The organism is Verrucosispora sp. WMMC514, from assembly GCF_027497295.1.
In the GTDB taxonomy this organism is placed as follows: Bacteria; Actinomycetota; Actinomycetes; order Mycobacteriales; family Micromonosporaceae; genus Micromonospora; species Micromonospora palythoicola.
On record NZ_CP114906.1, the window covers coordinates 2257580 to 2275781 of the forward strand.

The window sequence follows — 18202 nt, forward strand, 5'->3', positions numbered from 1 at the left end:
GAATACACGAAAGCGACGTTAGCACGCATTAACGGAACTCACATCCTACTAATTGATGAGACGATCTCATTCCGCCTGCGGATGGCCTGCCCGGAAATCTGCGGAACACTTGCCGGACCTTGAAAATCCGCACGCCTATACCGAGAGGAGTCATTCCATGAACTCGGAGAAGCGGGACGACAACAAATGGGCGCCGTGGTGGCTCTACGTTGCCGTCATCGCCGGAGGCTCCTTTGTGAAGTCACTTCTGGTCCCAGACCTGCCAGTCCTGCTGAACGGTCTGCTCACCCTTACGCTCGGCGGATTCCTGTTCCTGGTCATCACCGTGGCGTACCGCAGTATGAAGAGCGCCGGTCAACAACGGCACTGAACGCCCCGCCCCAGCCCCCCCGTCTGGGAGCAGGCGCAGGAAGCAGGCGTCTCCGTGACGCCTGCTTCTTGCGTTCGGCTCACGTGCCGTGACGCCGGGATCGCCGGCACCTCCCCGTACTCACTGCCCCGCCGCCTCACCGCGCGGCCGCACGGCGGAAGGCCCGGAGGCTCAGCGGCACGAAGACCGCGATGATGACCCCCGAGCACAGCACCGAGTAGAGCGCCGCATTCTCGGCCGGCCAACCCGTCATCCGCTCCACGCCGACCGGATTCGCATTCCCGAAGAGATCACGCGAGGCATTGATGACAGCCGTAACCGGGTTCCATTCCGCGAGGATTCGCAACAATGGCGGCATCGAGCGCTCCGGAACGAAGGCACTGGACACGAAGGTGAGCGGGCTCAACCAGATCAGCCCGGCACTCTGCGCCACTTCCGGGTTGGGTGAGAGCAGCCCGACCAGCGCGCCGATCCAGGACATCGCCAGCGCGAAGAGCAGCAGCAGCAGATAGGCGAACAGGACGTCCAGCAGGCTGCCGCGGACGCGCCAGCCGATCGCCGCGCCACAGAGCGTCATCACCACCAGCGCCACCACGCTGACCGCCAGATCCGAACTGGTCCGTCCGATCAGCACCGCACTCGGCGAGATGGGCAGTGAACGGAACCGGTCGATCATGCCGCTGTTCAGGTCGGAGGCCAGACCCACGACGGTGAAGGCGGAGTTGAAGGCCAACGTCTGCGCGAGGATTCCGGCCAGCAGGAACTCTCGGTAGGCCGGCCCGCCGAGGAGCCCGCCGAAGAGGAAGCCGAACAGGGCCACGAACATGATCGGCTGAAGGACCGCGGCGAAGATCCAATCCTGGGTACGCCGTACGTTGAGCAGGTTGCGCCAGGCCACCATGGACGCGTCGGTCAGGCCTTTGGTCAGCACGGTCATCGGCGGAACCATCGCTTCCGGTGGGGGCCGGCCGGATTCGGCGTGTCTGCGACATCATGCTCGGTGAGCATGAGGAAGACGTCGTCCAGCCGCGGCCGGTGCAACGACACCTCGACGACCTTGACGGCGCGGGCCTCGAGCCGATCGAGGACCTCGACCACGACCTTCGTCCCGCCGACGACGAGTACGTGAACGCGGCGCATCCGGGCTTCGACGACCGGCTCCCCCGCGCCGAGTTCGGCGAGGATCTCGGCCAGCGGCTCGACTCCCGCCGGGTCGGCGACCACCACGTCCAAGCGCTCGCCGCCGACCTTCGCCTTCAGCTCATCGGCGGTGCCGTGCTCCACCACCCGCCCCCGGTCGATCACCGTGATCTCGTTCGCCAGTTGGTCGGCCTCCTCGAGGTACTGGGTGGTCAACAGCACCGAGGTGCCGTCGTCCACCAATTCGCGGACCATGTCCCAGGTGTCCAGCCGGGATCGCGGGTCCAGCCCGGTGGTCGGCTCGTCGAGCACCACCACCGCCGGCCGGGCGACCAGGGCGCCAGCCAGATCCAGCCGGCGCCGCATCCCGCCGGAGTAGGTCTTCGACACCCGGTCACGGGCCGATTCGAGCCGGAACCGGTGCACCAGTTCGTCCGCCCGGTCCCGGGCGGCCCGCCGGCTCAGCCCGTAGAGCCGGCCGACCAGGTAGAGGTTCTCGAAGCCGGTGAGATTCTTGTCGACCGCCGCGTACTGGCCGGACACGCCGATCGAGCGGCGTACCCCGGCGACGTCCGAGACAAGGTCGTGTCCGGCGACCCGGGCCCAGCCGGCGTCGGCTTCCAGCAGCGTGGTCAGGATCCGTACCGTCGTGGTCTTGCCGGCACCGTTCGGCCCGAGCAGGGCCAGCACCGCACCCCGGGGCAGGACCACGTCGATGCCGTCCAGTGCGCGGTGCCCGCCGAAGTCCTTGACGAGGCCACGGGCCTCGATGGCCGGCTCGTCCATGTCCGCTTGGTTCATTCGTCATCCCTCGTCGCGCGGTGTATCGGTGGTGACGGACGACCGGACGCGGCGGCCCCGGAGGGCGGGCCGCCGCGTCCGGCACCCACCTAGGCCGAGACGACGTAGCCGTCGCCGGCCCGGTGCGACCGGGAGCGCCGGAGATCCGCCAGCACGAAGGTGCGCTGGAGCCAGCGGTCACGGCCGTCGTAGCGCGGGGTGAACGCCGACCGGCCGTGCACGGTGACCCGGTTGTCGACGATGGCCAGGTCGCCGGGACGCAACCGGATCGCCATGTGCAGGTCCTCGAACCACTTGGAGAGCTCTCGCAACGCCGCCTCGGCGTCGCCGTCGAGCGGCACGGTCGCCGCCTCGTCGATCCGCAGATCCGGGTCGGCGGGATCACCGGAGAGCACCGCGTGCGGCTCCGCGGCCCCGGACGCCCCGCCGAACGACGGCGGCGCCGCCGTGACGAACCGCGGCGAGCGCAGCACCTCCAGCGCCTCCTCGCTGAGCTTCGGCAGTAGCTGCCGGGAGCAGACCAGGCGGAGTTCTGCGATCTTCTCGTGGTCCGACCGGACGCACAGCAGCTTGACGAAGTCCGGCCGGTGGGGGTGGAAGGCGTTCTCGGTGTGGAAGGTCAGGTGCACTGAGCCAGCGTTGCCCTGCACGTCCTCCCGGCCGGGTACCGGGACGACGTTCTGCACCAGCGCGCCGGCCTTCTCCGGACGGAACGCCGCCGGATCGCCCAGACCGTGCGCGACCAACATCAGCGCGGTCGCCGACACGGTTGCCTTGCGCAGCACCGAGTTGTCCTCGGTCGGGGTGGCCGGCAGGTTCTCGTCCAGCGGGAGGTTGCGCAGCAGCAGCGCGCCGCCGGGCCCCGAGTCGCGGCGGAACTCACGCAGCGTCCGGCGCAACCCGGCCGGCGCGTCCTCCCAGGCGGTCCGAGCCGACGCCACCCACTCCGGCGAGTCGATGTCGCCGTCGTGTAGAGCCCGAACCTTCCGGCACAGACTGCCGAACTCCCGGTTCTCCTTGGATTCCAGAATCGCCACGGTCAGGGGGCCGCCGTTGTTCTCGTAACGCATGTTCTCCGTCTCCCCGCTCGAAGAGTGTCGGTCGTCAGTTCGGAGCGCTCGCCGCGATCAGGCTGTTCGGCCGCATGTCGGTCCAGTTCTCCTCGACGTAGGCGAGGCAGGACTCGCGGGTGCCGGGGCCGAAGGTGATCTGCCAGCCGGCGGGCACCTCGACGAAATCGGGCCACAGTGAGTGCTGACCCTCGTGGTTGACAAGCACCAGGAAGGTGTTCTCGGCGTTGTCGAAGGGGTTGGTCATCGCTGGTCCTCCTTGTCGTGGGCCGTGGCCTTGTTGACGGCCACGGCGACCGCGCCGAGTACCTCCCGGCGGGTCATGTCGGCGTGCGCGAAGTCGACCGTGCGGACGTCGATGTCCCCGGTCACGTAGGGCAGCCAGCGGTCGGGCGTGTGCTCCGGGCCGTGTGCCGCGTCCCTGGCCTGGAAGAAGAGCAGATCACCGGGGTACACGCCGGGGGTGTGCTCCAGCACTGCCCGGGTGGTGGCGAGGAAGGTCTCCAGCACCCCGCGGGCCACGTCCGCGGCGACCGCTTCGTCGAGGCCGAGTTCCCGGCGTACCAGGTCGAGCACCCGTGCCCGACCGTCCGGCCGGTCGAGGTCGGCGACGGTGAGGCCGGTGCCGCCGAACGCGCTGTCGAAGACCTCGGCCCGGCTGACCGGCCCGGTCCGCTCGGGCGGATACGCGTCCAGCAGAACGAGCAGCTCGGTCTCGCCGCCGAGCACGACAGCGACCTCGTGCGCCAGGTGGCCGCCGGCCGACCAGCCGAGCAGCCGGTACGGACCGTGCGGGCGCACGGCCCGGATGCGCTCGGCATAGTGCTCGGCGAGGCTGCCGATCGTCTCGTACCCCGAGAGGTCCGGCGCGTTCAGCCCGAAGACCGGCAGGTCGTCGTCGAGCTCATCGAGCATCCCGGCGTAACAGGAGCTCAATCCAGCCGCGGGCGGCAGACAGAAAAGCGGAGGCCGGTCGCCGCCGGGACGCAGCGGCAGGACACCGTCACCGCCGGCGCCGATGTGGTGTACGAGAGCCGCCGGGGTCCGCGCCTCGAAGACGGCACGCAGTGGCACCTCGACGCCCAGCGCCGTACGCACCGCGCCGACCAACCGCGCCGCCAGCAACGAGTGGCCGCCGAGCGCGAAGAAGTCGTCCTCGGGACTGACCGTGTCGAGGCCGAGCACCTCGGCGAAGGCCGCGCACAGCCGGCTCTCGATGAGTGAGGCGGCGGCCCGGCCGCCTCGGCTGCCGCGGTCGGGGGCGGGCAGCGCGCGCCGGTCCAGTTTGCCGCTGGCGGTCACCGGCAGCCGGTCCAGGTGGACGAACGCGGCGGGCACCATGACCGACGGTAGCGAGGCGGACAGGTGGGCGGCGAGGTCCGCGTCCCGCGGCGCGATGCCGTCCTCGGCCACCACGTAGGCGACGAGCAGCCCGTCGGTGACCAGCACGGCGCACTGTCGGACACGCGGGTGCCGGCTGAGCACCGACTGGATCTCGCCCAGTTCGATGCGCTGGCCGCGGATCTTCACCTGGTCGTCGACGCGGCCCAGGTAGAGCAGGTGCCCGTCGCCGGACCACCGGGCCAGGTCCCCGGTGCGGTACATCCGGGTGCCGGGCGGACCGTACGGGTCGGCGACGAACCGTTCCGCGGTGCGGCCGGGCTGCCCCAGATAGCCGCGGGCGAGTTGCCGGCCGGCCAGGTAGAGCTCCCCCGGCACGCCCGGCGGAACCGGGGCGAGGCGGTCGTCGAGGACGTAGGTGCTGGTGTTCCAGACCGGCCGGCCGATCGGCACGGTGGTCTCGTCGCGGGCGCACGGCCAGGCGGTGACATCCACCGAGGCCTCGGTCGGGCCGTACAGGTTGTGCACCTCGGCGCCGATCAGGTCGAGGCAGTCGTCCTTTGCCGCGACCGGGAGCGCCTCGCCGCTGCAGAGGACGCGCCGCAGCGTGCCCCGGCAGCCCGCCGCGGCCGGCTCGGCGAGGAACACCTCGAGCATCGAGGGCACGAAGTGGACGGCGGTGACGCGGTGCCGCTGAATCTCCCGGGCAAGGTAGGCCGGGTCGCGGTGCCCGCCGGGCCGGGCCATCACCAGGCCGGCCCCGGCCGTCAGCGGCCAGAAGAACTCCCACACCGAGACGTCGAAACCGACCGAGGTCTTCTGCAGCACCCGGTCGGCCGTGGTCAGGCCGTACTCGGCCTGGGTCCAGGCGAGCCGGTTGACGATCCCCCGGTGCGGCACCCCGACGCCCTTCGGCACCCCGGTCGAACCGGAGGTGTAGATGACATAGGCGAGGTCGTCGGGGTGGGTCGGCCGGCGGTCGGCGGCGGTGACCGCCTCACCCCGCGCCGACCAGTCCGCCACGACCGCCTCGTCGTCCAGCACCAGGACCGCCGCAGCGTCGGCGCGCATGACCGCCACCCGTTCGGTCGGCAGGTCCGGGTCGATCGGCAGGTAGGCGGCGCCCGCCTTGAGCACGGCCAGCAGCGCCACGACGAGGTTCACCGAGCGGGGCAGCGCCACCGCGACCACGGTGCCCGGCCCGACGCCCCGCTCGATCAGGTGCCGGGCCACCCGGCCGGCTCGCTCGTGCAGTACGGCGTAGGTGACCGCCTCGTCGCCGGCCACCACGGCGACCGCGTCCGGGGTGCCGGCCGCCTGCTCCTCCAGCAGCACGTCCAGGGTTCGGGCGGGCACCGGGTGGTCGGTGGCGTTCCAGTCGCGCAGCACGCTGTCGCGCTCGCCCGGCTCGATCAGGGCCACGTCGGAGACCGGGCGGTCGGGGTTGGTGGTAACGGCCGTGAGCAGCCGCACGAGCCACCGGCCGAGCCGGGCCGCGGTCTCGTCGCCGACCAGTTCGGGCCGGTGGTCGAGGCGGAGCGACAGGCGTCGGCCGGGAATGCCGATCACGGTGACGGCGTAGTGGGTGGAGTCGCGCGCCTCCATGTCGGTGACCCGTACGCCATCTCCGAGCGGCACCGGGTCACCGGACCCGATCGGGTCGGCCGGATAGTTCTCGAAGACCAGGGTGGTGTCGAACAGCTGTCCGCGGCCGGCCTGGCGCTGGATCTCGGCGAGTGGCGCGAACTGGTGCGGCATGAGATCGGTCTGCCCGCGCTGCACGCTGGTCAGCAGGTCTGCCAGGGTGGTGCCGGGTGACCAGGTGACCCGTACCGGCAGGGTGTTGATGAACAGCCCGATCATGCGTTCCACACCGGGCAGGTCGGCCGGCCGCCCGGCGACGGTGCCGCCGAACACGACATCACGGCGGCCCAGGAGCCGGCCGAGCGCCAGCCCCCAGGCGACCTGGACGACGGTGTTCAGTGTCCAGCCGCGCCCGCGGGCCACGGCGCTGAGCAGCGCGGTGTGCTCCTCGGACAGTTCCACGGTGTGCCTGTGCGGCAGTCGCGGCAGCCCCGGTTCCGAAGTGACGCCGGCCAGCGCCGGTTCGAGGGTTTCGTCGACCACGGCACGCCAGGCGGCCAGCGCGGCCGCACCGTCCTGCCGGGACAGCCAGGCGAGGTAGTCCCGGTAGGGGGCGACCGGGGGCAGGTCGCCGGCCTCGTACCCGACGAAGAACTCCTCCAGCAGCAACGGTATGGACCACCCGTCGAGCAGGATGTGGTGCAGGGTGATCGCGATCCGGTGCCGGCCGGGCAGTCGGTAGAGAGTGAACCGCAGGAGCACGTCCTCGTCGAGGGTGAACCGGCGGCCCCGTTCCTTCTCGTAGTGCGCGGCGAAGTCCTCCTCGCCGGCGACGTCGACGACCTCCCAGGGCACCTCGACCGTGCGGCGGATCACCTGGACCGGCTCGTCGAGGCCCTCGTGCATGAAGACGGCGCGTAGGTTGGCGTGCCGGGCCACCAGGGTCCGCGCCGCCGTGCGCAACCGATCCTCGTGCACCGGCCCGTCCAGCTCGGCGTAGAGCTGCACCGTGTAGAGGTCGAGGCCGTGCGGGTCGTACAGGGTGTGGAACAGCAGGCCCTGTTGCAGCGGGGAGAGCGGCAGGACATCCTCGATCGCGGTGGTCACGACTTCCTCGCAGCCTTGTTCAGCTTCGCCTCGAGCAGATCGATGTTCTGCTGCGACAGCGACACCATGGACAGTTCGGACGGGGTCAGGCCGCCGGCGTCCGGGGTGGCGGCGTGCCGGGCGAGGGCGTCCAGCGCGTCCCCCCACAGCCCGGCGATCTCCGCCACCTCGTCCGGCGTCAGGAGCGCGGCCGGCCAGGTCAGGTCGGCCACCAGCCGGGCTCCTCCGGCGGTCTCCCGGACGAAGGCGTTGACCTCGAGTACGTGGCCGAACGCCAGGGTCGGGTCACCGATGGCGCCGCCCGGCCCGGCGTCCTCACCGCCGGCCAGCCGGCCCAGATAGTTGAAGCCGATCGGGGCGGGGTCCGCCCCGGCCAACCGCTCGGCGGTGGCCGGGTTGAGATACCGCAGCAGGCCCCAGCCGAGCCCGCGGTCGGGCACCGACCGCAATGACTCCTTGACCCGTTTGACGGCCGCTCCGGTCTCGGCGCCGGCCGCGGTCAGGGCGTCCCAGGACAGCGGAGGGACGTCCAGTCGGATCGGATGGATCGCGGTGAACCAGCCGACCGTCCGGGACAGGTCGAGGGTGGGGTCGATGACGTCCTCGTGCCGGCCGTGGCTTTCCAGATCGATCAGCGGGGTACGAACCGCCGCGCCGTGACGCCGGGCCGAGAACTCGCGGACCGCCAGCCCGAACCCGGTCAGCAGCACCTCGTGCGCGGTCAGGCGGTACGCGGCCGGCACCGGGCCGAGCAGCTCCCGGGTCCGGGTCACGTCCAGCTCGAACAGGTACGAGCGGGCGGTGGCCAGGGTGTCCCGCCCGGCGGTCAGTCGGTCGGCGCCGAACCGGGGGCTCTCGCCGCCGACGACGTCCAGCCAGTAGGGCAGCTGACCGGTCCAGCGGCTGCCGGTGGCGGCCTCGGTGAGCTCGGTGGACCACCGGCGTAGCGAGGTCCGTACCGGTTGCGGGGTGGTCGTGCCCGGAGCGGTGCAGGCCTCGGCCAGGTCGGGCAGCAGGATCCGCCACGACACCTCGTCGACCACCAGGTGGTGGGCCAGCACGAGCAGCCGGCCGGGCCCGTCACCCGCGTCGAACCAGACGACCTGCAGCATGACGCCGCGGTACGGGTCCAGCCGCCGCCGGGCGGCCTCGGTCTCCCGTTCCACCAACCCGTCCGGGGCGTTCCGCGCGTCGATCCGAACCACCACGTCACCGGCCGCGACCGAGCCGGGTGGCGGAATCAGCAGTTCCCGGGACTCCAGTCGCGCCCGCAGCGCGTCGTGGTGGTCGAGCAGCGTCTGCACGGCCCCGGTGAGCGTCTCCTCGGTCAGCCCGGCCGGCGCGGTGACCAGGTAGGACTGGTTGAAGCCGTCAATCGTGCCGCCGCCGGCCCCCAGCCAGTGCATCACCGGGGTGAGCTGGACCGGGCCGGTGCCGTCGTCGGTGCTCCCCAGCGGGTCGACCGGGCGCCGGGCGAGGGCCGCGAGCCGGCGCACCGTCCGGTGTTCGAACACCTCGCGTGCCGTGAGCACCAGGCCGGCCTTGCGGGCCCGGCTGACCACCTGGATGGAGAGGATGCTGTCCCCGCCGAGTTCGAAGAAGTCGTCCTCGGCTCCCGGCTCGGACCGGCCGAGAACCTCGGCGAAGACCCCGGCCAGGGCACGCTCCGCAGCGGTCTCCGGCGATCCACCGAGCCCGCCGGTCTCGCGTTCCGGCACCGGCAGGAGTTTGCGGTTCACCTTGCCCGAGCCGGCGAGCGGCAGCGCGTCCAGGATCACGTATGCCGCCGGCACCATGTACTCCGGCATCGCCGCGGTCGCGAGCCGGTTGACCTCGGCCAGGTCCAGGTCGGTGCCGGCGATCAGGTAGGCGACGAGGCGCCGCTCGCCCGGCCGGTCCTGGCGGACCATCGCCACCGCCTGGGTGACGGCCGGATGCCGTTCCAGGACCGCCTCGATCTCGCCCAGTTCGATCCGGAAGCCGCGAAGTTTCACCTGGTCGTCGGCGCGTCCGGCGAACTCCAGCGCCCCACCGGCGACGCGGCGCACCAGGTCGCCGGTCCGGTACATCCGCTCCCCGGGCAGCCCGTACGGATCGGCGACGAACCGTTCGGCGGTCAGGGCGGCCCGTCCGTGATAGCCGCGGGCCAGCCCGGCGCCGGCGATGTAGAGCTCACCGACCGTGCCCGGCGGCACCAGGCCGAGGTAGGGATCCAGGACGTACGCGAACGAGTTGTCCATCGGCAGCCCGATCGGCACGGTCCGAGGCAGGTCGTCCCCCGGCGCGATCGGGTGCCGGGTGGCGTAGGCCGTCCCCTCGGTGGGCCCGTAGACGTTCACCACGGTCAGGTCGGGGCAGGCACGCCGTACCCGCGCCACGGCGTCGGTGGGCGCAGCCTCGCCGCCGGTCCACAGCTCCCGGATGCCGGCGAAGCTGTCCGGCGCCTCCTCGGCGAACAGCCGGAACAGTCCGGTGGTGAGGAAGACCGTGGTGACGTCATGGTGCCGGGCCAGCCGCCGCAGCGTCTCGATCTCGAGTTCGCCGTCCGGAGCGAGCACGATGGTGCCGCCGGTGAGCAGCGGCACCCACTGCTCGTACGTGTTGGCGTCGAAGGCGTGCGACGAGTGCATCAGGACCCGGCGGTGCGCGTCGCCGTAGAACTCCACGCAGGTGGCCAGTTCGACGACGTTCACGTGGGTCACCGCGACGCCCTTCGGCACACCGGTGGAGCCCGACGTGTACATAATGTAGGCGGCCTGGTCGAGCCCGATGCTGACGTCGGGAGCGTGGTCGGCGGCGCCGGCCGGCTGGTCGACCCGCAGCACCGAGGCGGTGACCCGCAGGCCGTCCGGCAGCGTCTCCCGGTCGGTGAGCAACAGCGGCGCCGCGACATCATCGAGGATGAAGTTGAGCCGCTCCAGCGGATAGGAGTCGTGCAGCGGCACGTAGACGCATCCAGCCTTGAGGATACCGAGCACGGCGACCACCAGGTCGGGTGAGCGGCCGAGCAGCGTCGCGATCCGGTCCTCCAGCCGCACCCCGGTGGCGAGCAGCCGGTTGGCCCAGGCGTTGGCCCGGCGGTCGAGTTCCCGGTAGGTCAGCGTGCCCTCGTCGGAGACGATCGCGGGGGCGTCCGGCACGCGCGCCGCCCACTCCTCGAACTGACCGACGATCGTCGTGCCGGCCGGGTGGCTCACGGTGTCGTTCCAGATCCGCAGCTCGTGATCGCGTTCGGACGCGGTGAGCAGATCGGTGTCGTGGATGCCCCGCCCCGGGTCGGTGACCAGGGCGGTCAGTACCCGGGTGAGACGCTGGCCGAGGCTCTCGATGGTGGTGTGGTGGTACAGGTCCCGGGCGTACACGAAATGCCCGGTCAGACCGGCCGGGGCACCGTCGCCGTCGAAGGTTTCCTTGACCTCGATGGTGAGGTCGAATTTGGCTGGGCCGGTGCCGAGGTCGACTGCTTCGACGTGGATGTCGTCGAGTGGTAGGTCGGGGTCGGTGTTGTTCTGCAGGGCGAACATGATTTGGAAGAGGGGGTGTCGGGATAGTGAGCGTTCGGGTTTGAGGTCGTCGACCAGGCGGTCGAAGGGCAGGTCCTGGTGGGCGAGCGCGGCCAGGTTGGTGTGGCGTACCTGGTGGAGCAGGTCGGTGTAGGTGGGGTTGGCGCTGGTGTCGGTGCGTAGTACGAGGGTGTTGACGAAGAGGCCGACGAGGTCGTCGAGGGCGGTGTCGGTGCGGCCGGCGACGGGGGTGCCGATGACGATGTCGGTGCCGGCGCCGAGGCGGGTGAGCAGGGCGCTGAGCGCGGTGTGCAGCACCATGAAGAGGCTGGCGTTGTGCTCGCGGGCCAGGATGGTGAGTCGCCGGTGCAGGTCCGCGTCCAGGCGGTACTCGACGACCCCGGCCCGATGCGTCGACGCGGCCGGACGCGGCAGGTCGGTGGGCAGTTCGACCGCGTCCGGCAGGCTGGCCAGCTGCCCGCGCCAGTATTCGAGCTGCCGGGCCAGCATGCCGCCCTGCTGCTCCTGCTCCCAGAGGGCGTAGTCGGCGTAGCCGATCGCCAGTTGCGGTAGCGGGGTTCGCGGGTTCCGGTAGGCCTCGGCGAGGTCCCGCAGCAGTGGCGCCAGCGACCAACCGTCCCCGGCGATGTGGTGCAGCAGGAGCAACAGGACGTACTCACCGGGCTCCCCGGTGAACAGCCAGGCCCGCAGCGGCAGGTCGGTGGCGAGGTCGAAGCGGGTGTTCGCGGCGTGCTGCAGCCGGGCGGTCAGATCGCCGGGCGGACAGGTGGTGACGGTGACCGCATGCTCCAGCCGGGCTTGGGCTTCGGTTGGGGTGAGGATTTCCTGGCGGGGTTGTCCGTCCTGGTCGGGGAAGATGGTGCGCAGGGTTTCGTGTCGGGTCACGACCGCGCCGATCGCGGTGATCAGCGCTTGAGTGTCGAGGTCACCGGTGAGACGGATCGCGATCGGGATGTTGTAGAGACCGCCGGTGTCGAGCCGGTTGAGGAACCACAACCGCTGCTGGGCGAACGACAACGGCAACCGCGCCGGACGCGGACGCACCGTGATCGCGGGCCGGGCCGGCGGGGCGTCCGCGGCGAGCACCGCCAACCCGGCCGGGGTGGGTGCCTCGAACACGGCACGGATCGGTAACTCCACCCCGAGAACCGCCCGCGCCCGTGACACCAGCCGAGTCGCCAACAGCGAATGCCCACCCAGGTCGAAGAACACGTCATCGACACCGACCGACTCCACGCGCAGAACCTCGGCGAACACCTCACACAAAAGCTCCTCGGTGACAGACCCGGCAGCCCGAGCACCACCGCCGGCGGTGAACACCGGATCCGGCAGAGCCGCCCGGTCCAACTTGCCGTTGGCGTTCATCGGCATCGCGTCCAACACGGTGATCACCGACGGCACCATGTAACCCGGCAGCACCCGCACCGCCTGCTCACGCACCACCGCCGCGTCCACCCCACCGGTCACATACCCGGCCAGATGATCACCACGGGCCACGACCACCGCCGACTCGACCCCGTCAACACCAGCCAGAACCGCCTCGACCTCACCCAACTCGATCCGGAACCCCCGGACCTTCACCTGGTTGTCGACCCGGCCCAGATAGTCGATGTCCCCACCAGCGGTCCACCGCACCAGATCCCCCGTGCGATACATCCGCGCACCAGGCGGACCAAACCGATCAGCGACGAACCGCTGCGCGCTCAGCCCCGCCCGCCCGAGATAACCACGCGCGACACCAGCACCCGCGACATACAACTCACCAGCCACACCCGGCGGCACCGGATTCAACCCGGCGTCCAACACATACACCCGCGTGTTCGCCACCGGACGCCCGGTCAACGCCGGCCGCGACAACACCCGCCCACCCGCCGAACGCCACGCCAGGCAATACACCGTCGCCTCAGTCGGACCATAAATATTCACGATCTCCGGCGCGTCGATCGCGTTGAACACCGACGCCGGCAACCCCTCACCGGCCAACACCACCCGCGCCACATCCAAATCCACACCCGAAGCCACGATCTGCGCGAACACCGACGGCACACCCGAAACCAAACTGCCCGACCACCCACCCCGCTCCACCAACACCGTCAAATCCCGCACCACCTCCACCCGACCACCAACCGCCAACGGCGCGAACAACTCGAACACCGACACATCGAAACTCAACGACGTCGACAACAACACCGACGACAAACCATCAACACCGAAAAAGTCCCCCGCCCAACGCAGCAAATTCACCACCCCGGACCGGGCCACCGCCACACCCTTCGGACGCCCCGTCGACCCCGACGTGTAAATCACATAAGCCAAAGAATCATCCGGAACCACCACCCCGGACAACACCTCATCCGCCCGCTCACCAACCCCCACCACCCGCGGAAACACACCCGCCAAAGAATCATCAGCAATCGCACACACCACACCCGCGTCAGCAACCATGAAACGAATACGCTCCACCGGAAGCGACACATCCACCGGCAAATACGCACCACCGGCCTTCCACACCGCCAACAACGCCACCACCGCATCCACCGACCGCGGCAACGCCACCGCCACCACCGACTCCGAACCCACACCCCGCCCGACCAAAACACCAGCCAAACGACCCGCCCGCTCGTGCAACTCCCCATACGTCACCGACTCCGACCCACACACCACCGCAACCCGATCGCCAAACCGCCGCCCCGCCGACTCCAGGACTTCGATCAGGGAGCTGTCGTCCCACCGCACCGCGGTGTCGTTCCACGACTCCAGCACCCGGCGGCGCTCAGCCGGTGCGAGCACATCGGCCGCACTGATCCGCGCCCTCGGGTCGGCGAGCAGCCCTTCGGTCAGTCGGCGGAAACGGGCGGCGAAGCCCTCCACCGTGGCGTGGTCGAACAGATCGGTCGCGTAGTCGATGCCACCGACGATCCCCGCCGGACGGCCGTCCCGGTCGAAGGTCTCCTCCAGGTCGAAGAGCAGGTCGAACTTCGCGACCGGCGAGGAGACTTCCTCCACCGCGACCTCGATGCCGGGCAGGTCCAGATCCGGTTGCGGAGTGTTCTGCAACACCAACATCACCTGAAACAACGGATGCCAACCCAACGACCGCTGCGGATTCAACTCCTCCACCAACCGCTCGAACGGCACATCCTGATGCCCGAACGCCGCCACATCCGCCCTACGAACCCGCTCCAACAACTGCGCGAACGACGGATCCCCCGACACATCCACCCGCAACGCCAACGTGTTCACGAAAAACCCGACAAGGTCCTCCACCACCTCATCGACACGCCCCGCCACCGCCGTGCCCACCACCACATCCGTGCCCGCACCCAACCGCGCCAACAACACCGACACCGCCGCCTGCAACACCATGAACACACTCACCCCACGCGCCCGGGCCACCTCCACCACACGCGCATGCACCCCCACCGGCAACACCACATCCACCCGAGCACCCACATACGACGCCACCACCGGACGCACCCGATCCACCGGCAAATCCACCACCACCGGCGCACCCGCCAACGCCTCACGCCAAAACTCCACCTGACGCCCACCCACAGACGCCAACAACTCCCGCTGCCACAACCCAAAATCCACATACGACACCGGCAACACACCAAACACCGGCACCACACCCACAACCCGAGCCCGATAAGCCACCCCAAAATCCCTGAACAACGGACCCAACGACCACCCATCACCCGCCACGTGATGCACCACCACAAGCAGCACGCACTCGTCGTCGGCGAGGTCGAGCAGGGCGACGCGCACGGGCAGGTCGGTGCTCAGGTCGAACCGTCGGGCGACGATCTCGGCGAGCCGGCCGGGCAGCCGGTCCTCGTCGGTCTCGCACCGTTCGACGGCGGCGGTCAGTCGGGTACGCGCCTCGGGCGGGGCCAGCACCTCCTGCCGGGGTTGTCCGTCGGCCTGCGGGAACACGGTGCGCAGCGCCTCGTGCCGGTCCAGCACGTCACCCAGCGCGGCGACGAGCGCCTCCCGGTCCAGTTCACCGGTGAGCCGGACGGCAAGCGGCAGGTGGTAGGCGGCCGCGCTCTCCTCCAGGGTGTTGAGGAACCACAGGCGCTGCTGGGCGTACGACAGGGGCACGACGTCGGGGCGCGGCATCGGCCGGACCGCGGGGCGGGCGCCCTGTGCGGTCTCCACCACCCGGGCCAGCGCCGCGACCGTCGGCGACTCGAACACCGAGCGGATGGTCAGCTCGACGTCGAGCACGGAACGGGCCTTGCCGACCAGCCGGGTGGCGAGCAGCGAGTGCCCGCCGAGGTCGAAGAAGCTGTCGTCGCGGCCGACCGAGGCGACCCCGAGCACGTCGGCGAAGACACCGGCGAGAAGTTCCTCGGTGGGCGACCGGAACCGCCCGGTGGCCGCCGGGGCGGTGCCCTCGCCGAAGACCGGGGCCGGCAGGGCGCGCTTGTCCAGCTTGCCGTTGACGGTCAGCGGCAGCGCGTCCAGCTCCACGAACGCGGCCGGCACCATGTACGCGGGCAGTTCCGCGGCCACGTGCGCCCGTAGTGCGGCGACGTCAAGTCGGGTGCCGGCGGCGGATACCACGTACGCCACCAGCCGTTTGTCACCCGCCTCCTCGTGCACCAGGACGGCCAGCGGTCCGGTGTCCGGGTGAGTGGACAGCACCGACTCGATCTCGCCCAGCTCGACCCGGTAGCCGCGGATCTTCACCTGGTCGTCGGAGCGCCCGGCGAACCACAGCAACCCGTCCTCGGACCAGCGGGCCAGGTCGCCGGTGCGGTACATCCGGGCACCGGGCTCGCCGAGCGGGTCGGCGACGAACCGGCCGGCGGTGAGGCCGGGCCGGGCGATGTAGCCGCGGGCCAGGTTGTCTCCGGCGATGTACAGCTCGCCGACGACCCCCGGAGCGACCGGCGCCAGGGCGGCGTCCAGCACGTACGCCCGGGTGTTCCAGATGGGCCGGCCGATGGACAGCACCTCGGCGTCGATGGCGTCGCCCGGCTCGATCGTCAGCCACGTGCAGCCGACGGTGGTCTCGGTCGGCCCGTACTCGTTGATGACCCGCGCCCGGGGGTGGGCGACACGCCACACGTCGAGCTGCCGGCCGGGCAGGGGCTCACCGCCCAGCACCAGTTCGGCGGTCGGGGAGAACTCGGCGGGCAGCACGTTGAGCAGCTGAAGGTGGCTCGGGGTGGCCTTGAGGTAGGCGAACCGGGTGTCCGGGTGATCGTCTTCGGTCAGGGTTCCCAGCTGCACCCGGCCACCGCAGATCAGCGGGGCGTAGAGCCCGGTGACGGTCAGGTCGAACGAGATCGGCGAGTGCAGCAGCACACTGTCACCCACCGCCGGATAGGTGTCGACCGCCCAGGCCAGGTAGTTCACCGCGGCCCGGTGCTCGATCAGCGCGCCCTTGGGCTTACCGGTCGATCCGGAGGTGTAGATGACGTACGCCGGGTGTGCCGTCGTCAGCGGAGCGAGCCGGTCGGAGTCGGACACGTCGTTGTCGGGCTGGGCGGCGATCTCCGTACGCAGGTCGTTGTCGTCGAGCAACACGACCGGCACACCGGTGTCGGGCATCCCGCCCGCGATGGCGGCCGTGGTCACCAGGCACACCGGCCGGGTCTCGGCGAGCATGCCGGTGAGCCGATCGGCCGGCTGGTCCGGGTCGACGGGCAGGTATCCGGCGCCGCTCTTGAGCGCGGCGAGCAGGGCGGCGAGGAGCATCGGCTGGCGCGGCAGGGCGATCGCGATCAGCCGTTCCGGGCCGGCGCCGCGGGCGATCAGCACCCGGGCCAGCCGGTTCGCCTCGGCGTGCAGGGTCCGGTAGGTCAGTTCGGTGCCACCGCCGGTCACGGCGATCGCGTCCGGCGTCCGGGCGGCCTGCCGATCCAGCAGTTCGGTGAGGGTCACCCGGTCGACCGGGCGGCCGGTGTCGTTCCAGGTCTCCAGGATGCGGGTGCGCTCGTCCGCGGTAAGCAGGTCGACGGCCGCGACCGGCAGATCCGGTTCGGTGGCCACGGTCTCGAGGAGCCTCCGCATCCCCTCGGCGAACCGGGTCACCGTGGCCGCGTCGAAGACGTCCGGCCGGAAGTCCAGCCGGTACGACAGCCGCTCGCCGGGCATACCGACCACGCTGACCGCGAAGTGGGTGGCGTCCCGGGCCTGGAAATCGGTGATCCGTACCCCGTCGGACAGCGCGGGCGTGCTGTCCACATCGACCGGATAGTTCTCGAAGACGGTGGCCGTGTCGAACAGCTCGCCCAACCCGGCGGCCTGCTGCACCTCGGTGAGCCCGGCGTGCTGGTGCGGCATCAGCTCGGCCTGTCGGCGCTGCAACGAGGTCAGCACGTCGGCGAGCGAGTCCCGGTCGGACCACCGGACCCGGACCGGCAGGGTGTTGATCAGAAGCCCGACCATGTGCTCGACTCCGGGCAGTTCGGGCGGGCGGCCCGAGACCGTCCCGCCGAACACGACGTCGGTACGGCCCAGGTAGCGGCCGAGCACGATGCCCCACGCCGCCTGGAGGAACGTGTTGAGGGTCAGGTCGCGGCTGCGCGCGGTCGCGGTGAGCCGGTCGGTCAGGTCCTTGGACAGCTCGACCAGGACGCTCTCCGGGGCGACCGCGTCACCCCGTTCCGCTCCCGACACCAGCGTGGGTTCGACGAGGCCGGCGAGCGCCTCGGCGAAGGCGGTCTGCGCGGCCGGCCGGTCCTGGCGGTTCAGCCAGGCCAGATAGTCCTGGTAGGGCGCCACCCGGGGCAGCCCGGCCGGGTCGCCGTGCGACTCGTAGAGCGCGAACAGCTCGTCCAGCAGCACCGGGACCGACCAGCCGTCGATCAGGATGTGGTGCATGGTCAGGACCAGTCGGTGGGTCTTGTCCGGCAGCGTGACCAGGACGAACCGTAGCAGCGGGGCCCGGCCCATGTCGAAGCGGCGGGCCCGTTCGGCGTCGAGCAGTTCGGCGTACGCGTCCTCCGGTGTCTCGGCGTTGCTGAGATCGACCTCCCGCCACGGGGTACGCACCTCGCGCCGGACGACCTGCACCGGCCGGTCCAGACCGCGGTAGCGGAACGCGACCCGCAGGTTGGCGTGCCTCCGCACGATCGTCTCGCCGGCTGCCCGCAGTGCGCTGGCGTTCAGCTCGCCGGTCAGCTCGATGGCCATCTGCGCGGTGTAGACGTCCAGGCCCTCACGGTCGTACAGCGCGTGGAAGAGAAATCCCTCCTGCAACGACGTCAGCGGCAGGATGTTCTCGACGGCGGACTTCTTCATACGTGCGT

The 18202-nt window shown here is 70.6% G+C and carries 7 protein-coding genes; 1 reads left to right on the top strand and 6 read right to left on the bottom strand.

Features of this window, described 5'->3' with window-relative positions:
- The first annotated feature begins 157 nt into the window (after positions 1-157).
- A complete protein-coding gene (locus O7597_RS10220) occupies positions 158-370 on the top strand; it encodes a hypothetical protein (protein WP_269740716.1) in 213 nt (70 codons plus the stop codon).
- Positions 371-506: 136 nt separating this feature from the next.
- On the opposite strand, the gene O7597_RS10225 is transcribed toward O7597_RS10220, so the two are convergent.
- The 6 genes from O7597_RS10225 to O7597_RS10250 all read right to left on the bottom strand — a co-directional run bounded on the left by O7597_RS10225 (position 507) and on the right by O7597_RS10250 (position 18194).
- Positions 507-1307 carry an ABC transporter permease gene (locus tag O7597_RS10225; RefSeq protein WP_269740715.1) on the bottom strand — a complete coding sequence of 267 codons (801 nt, stop codon included), beginning with the start codon at positions 1305-1307 and terminating at the stop codon, positions 507-509.
- The gene (locus O7597_RS10230) at positions 1304-2311 is read right to left on the bottom strand and encodes an ATP-binding cassette domain-containing protein (RefSeq protein WP_269740714.1); all 1008 of its coding nucleotides are present in this window, start codon (positions 2309-2311) and stop codon (positions 1304-1306) included. Before O7597_RS10230 ends, O7597_RS10225 begins: the two co-directional genes overlap by 4 nt.
- A gap of 89 nt (positions 2312-2400) precedes the next feature.
- Positions 2401-3381: a TauD/TfdA family dioxygenase gene (locus O7597_RS10235; protein WP_281582559.1), complete on the bottom strand. Its 981-nt coding sequence runs from the start codon at positions 3379-3381 to the stop codon at positions 2401-2403.
- Positions 3382-3415: 34 nt separating this feature from the next.
- Positions 3416-3628: an MbtH family protein gene (locus tag O7597_RS10240; RefSeq protein WP_269740712.1), complete on the bottom strand. Its 213-nt coding sequence runs from the start codon at positions 3626-3628 to the stop codon at positions 3416-3418.
- Complete coding sequence (locus tag O7597_RS10245; RefSeq protein WP_281582560.1) at positions 3625-7413, bottom strand: amino acid adenylation domain-containing protein; 3789 nt, start codon at positions 7411-7413, stop codon at positions 3625-3627. Before O7597_RS10245 ends, O7597_RS10240 begins: the two co-directional genes overlap by 4 nt.
- Positions 7410-18194 carry a non-ribosomal peptide synthetase gene (locus tag O7597_RS10250; RefSeq protein WP_281582561.1) on the bottom strand — a complete coding sequence of 3595 codons (10785 nt, stop codon included), beginning with the start codon at positions 18192-18194 and terminating at the stop codon, positions 7410-7412. The genes O7597_RS10245 and O7597_RS10250 overlap by 4 nt, the downstream gene beginning before the upstream one ends.
- Between the last annotated feature and the right edge of the window lie 8 nt (positions 18195-18202).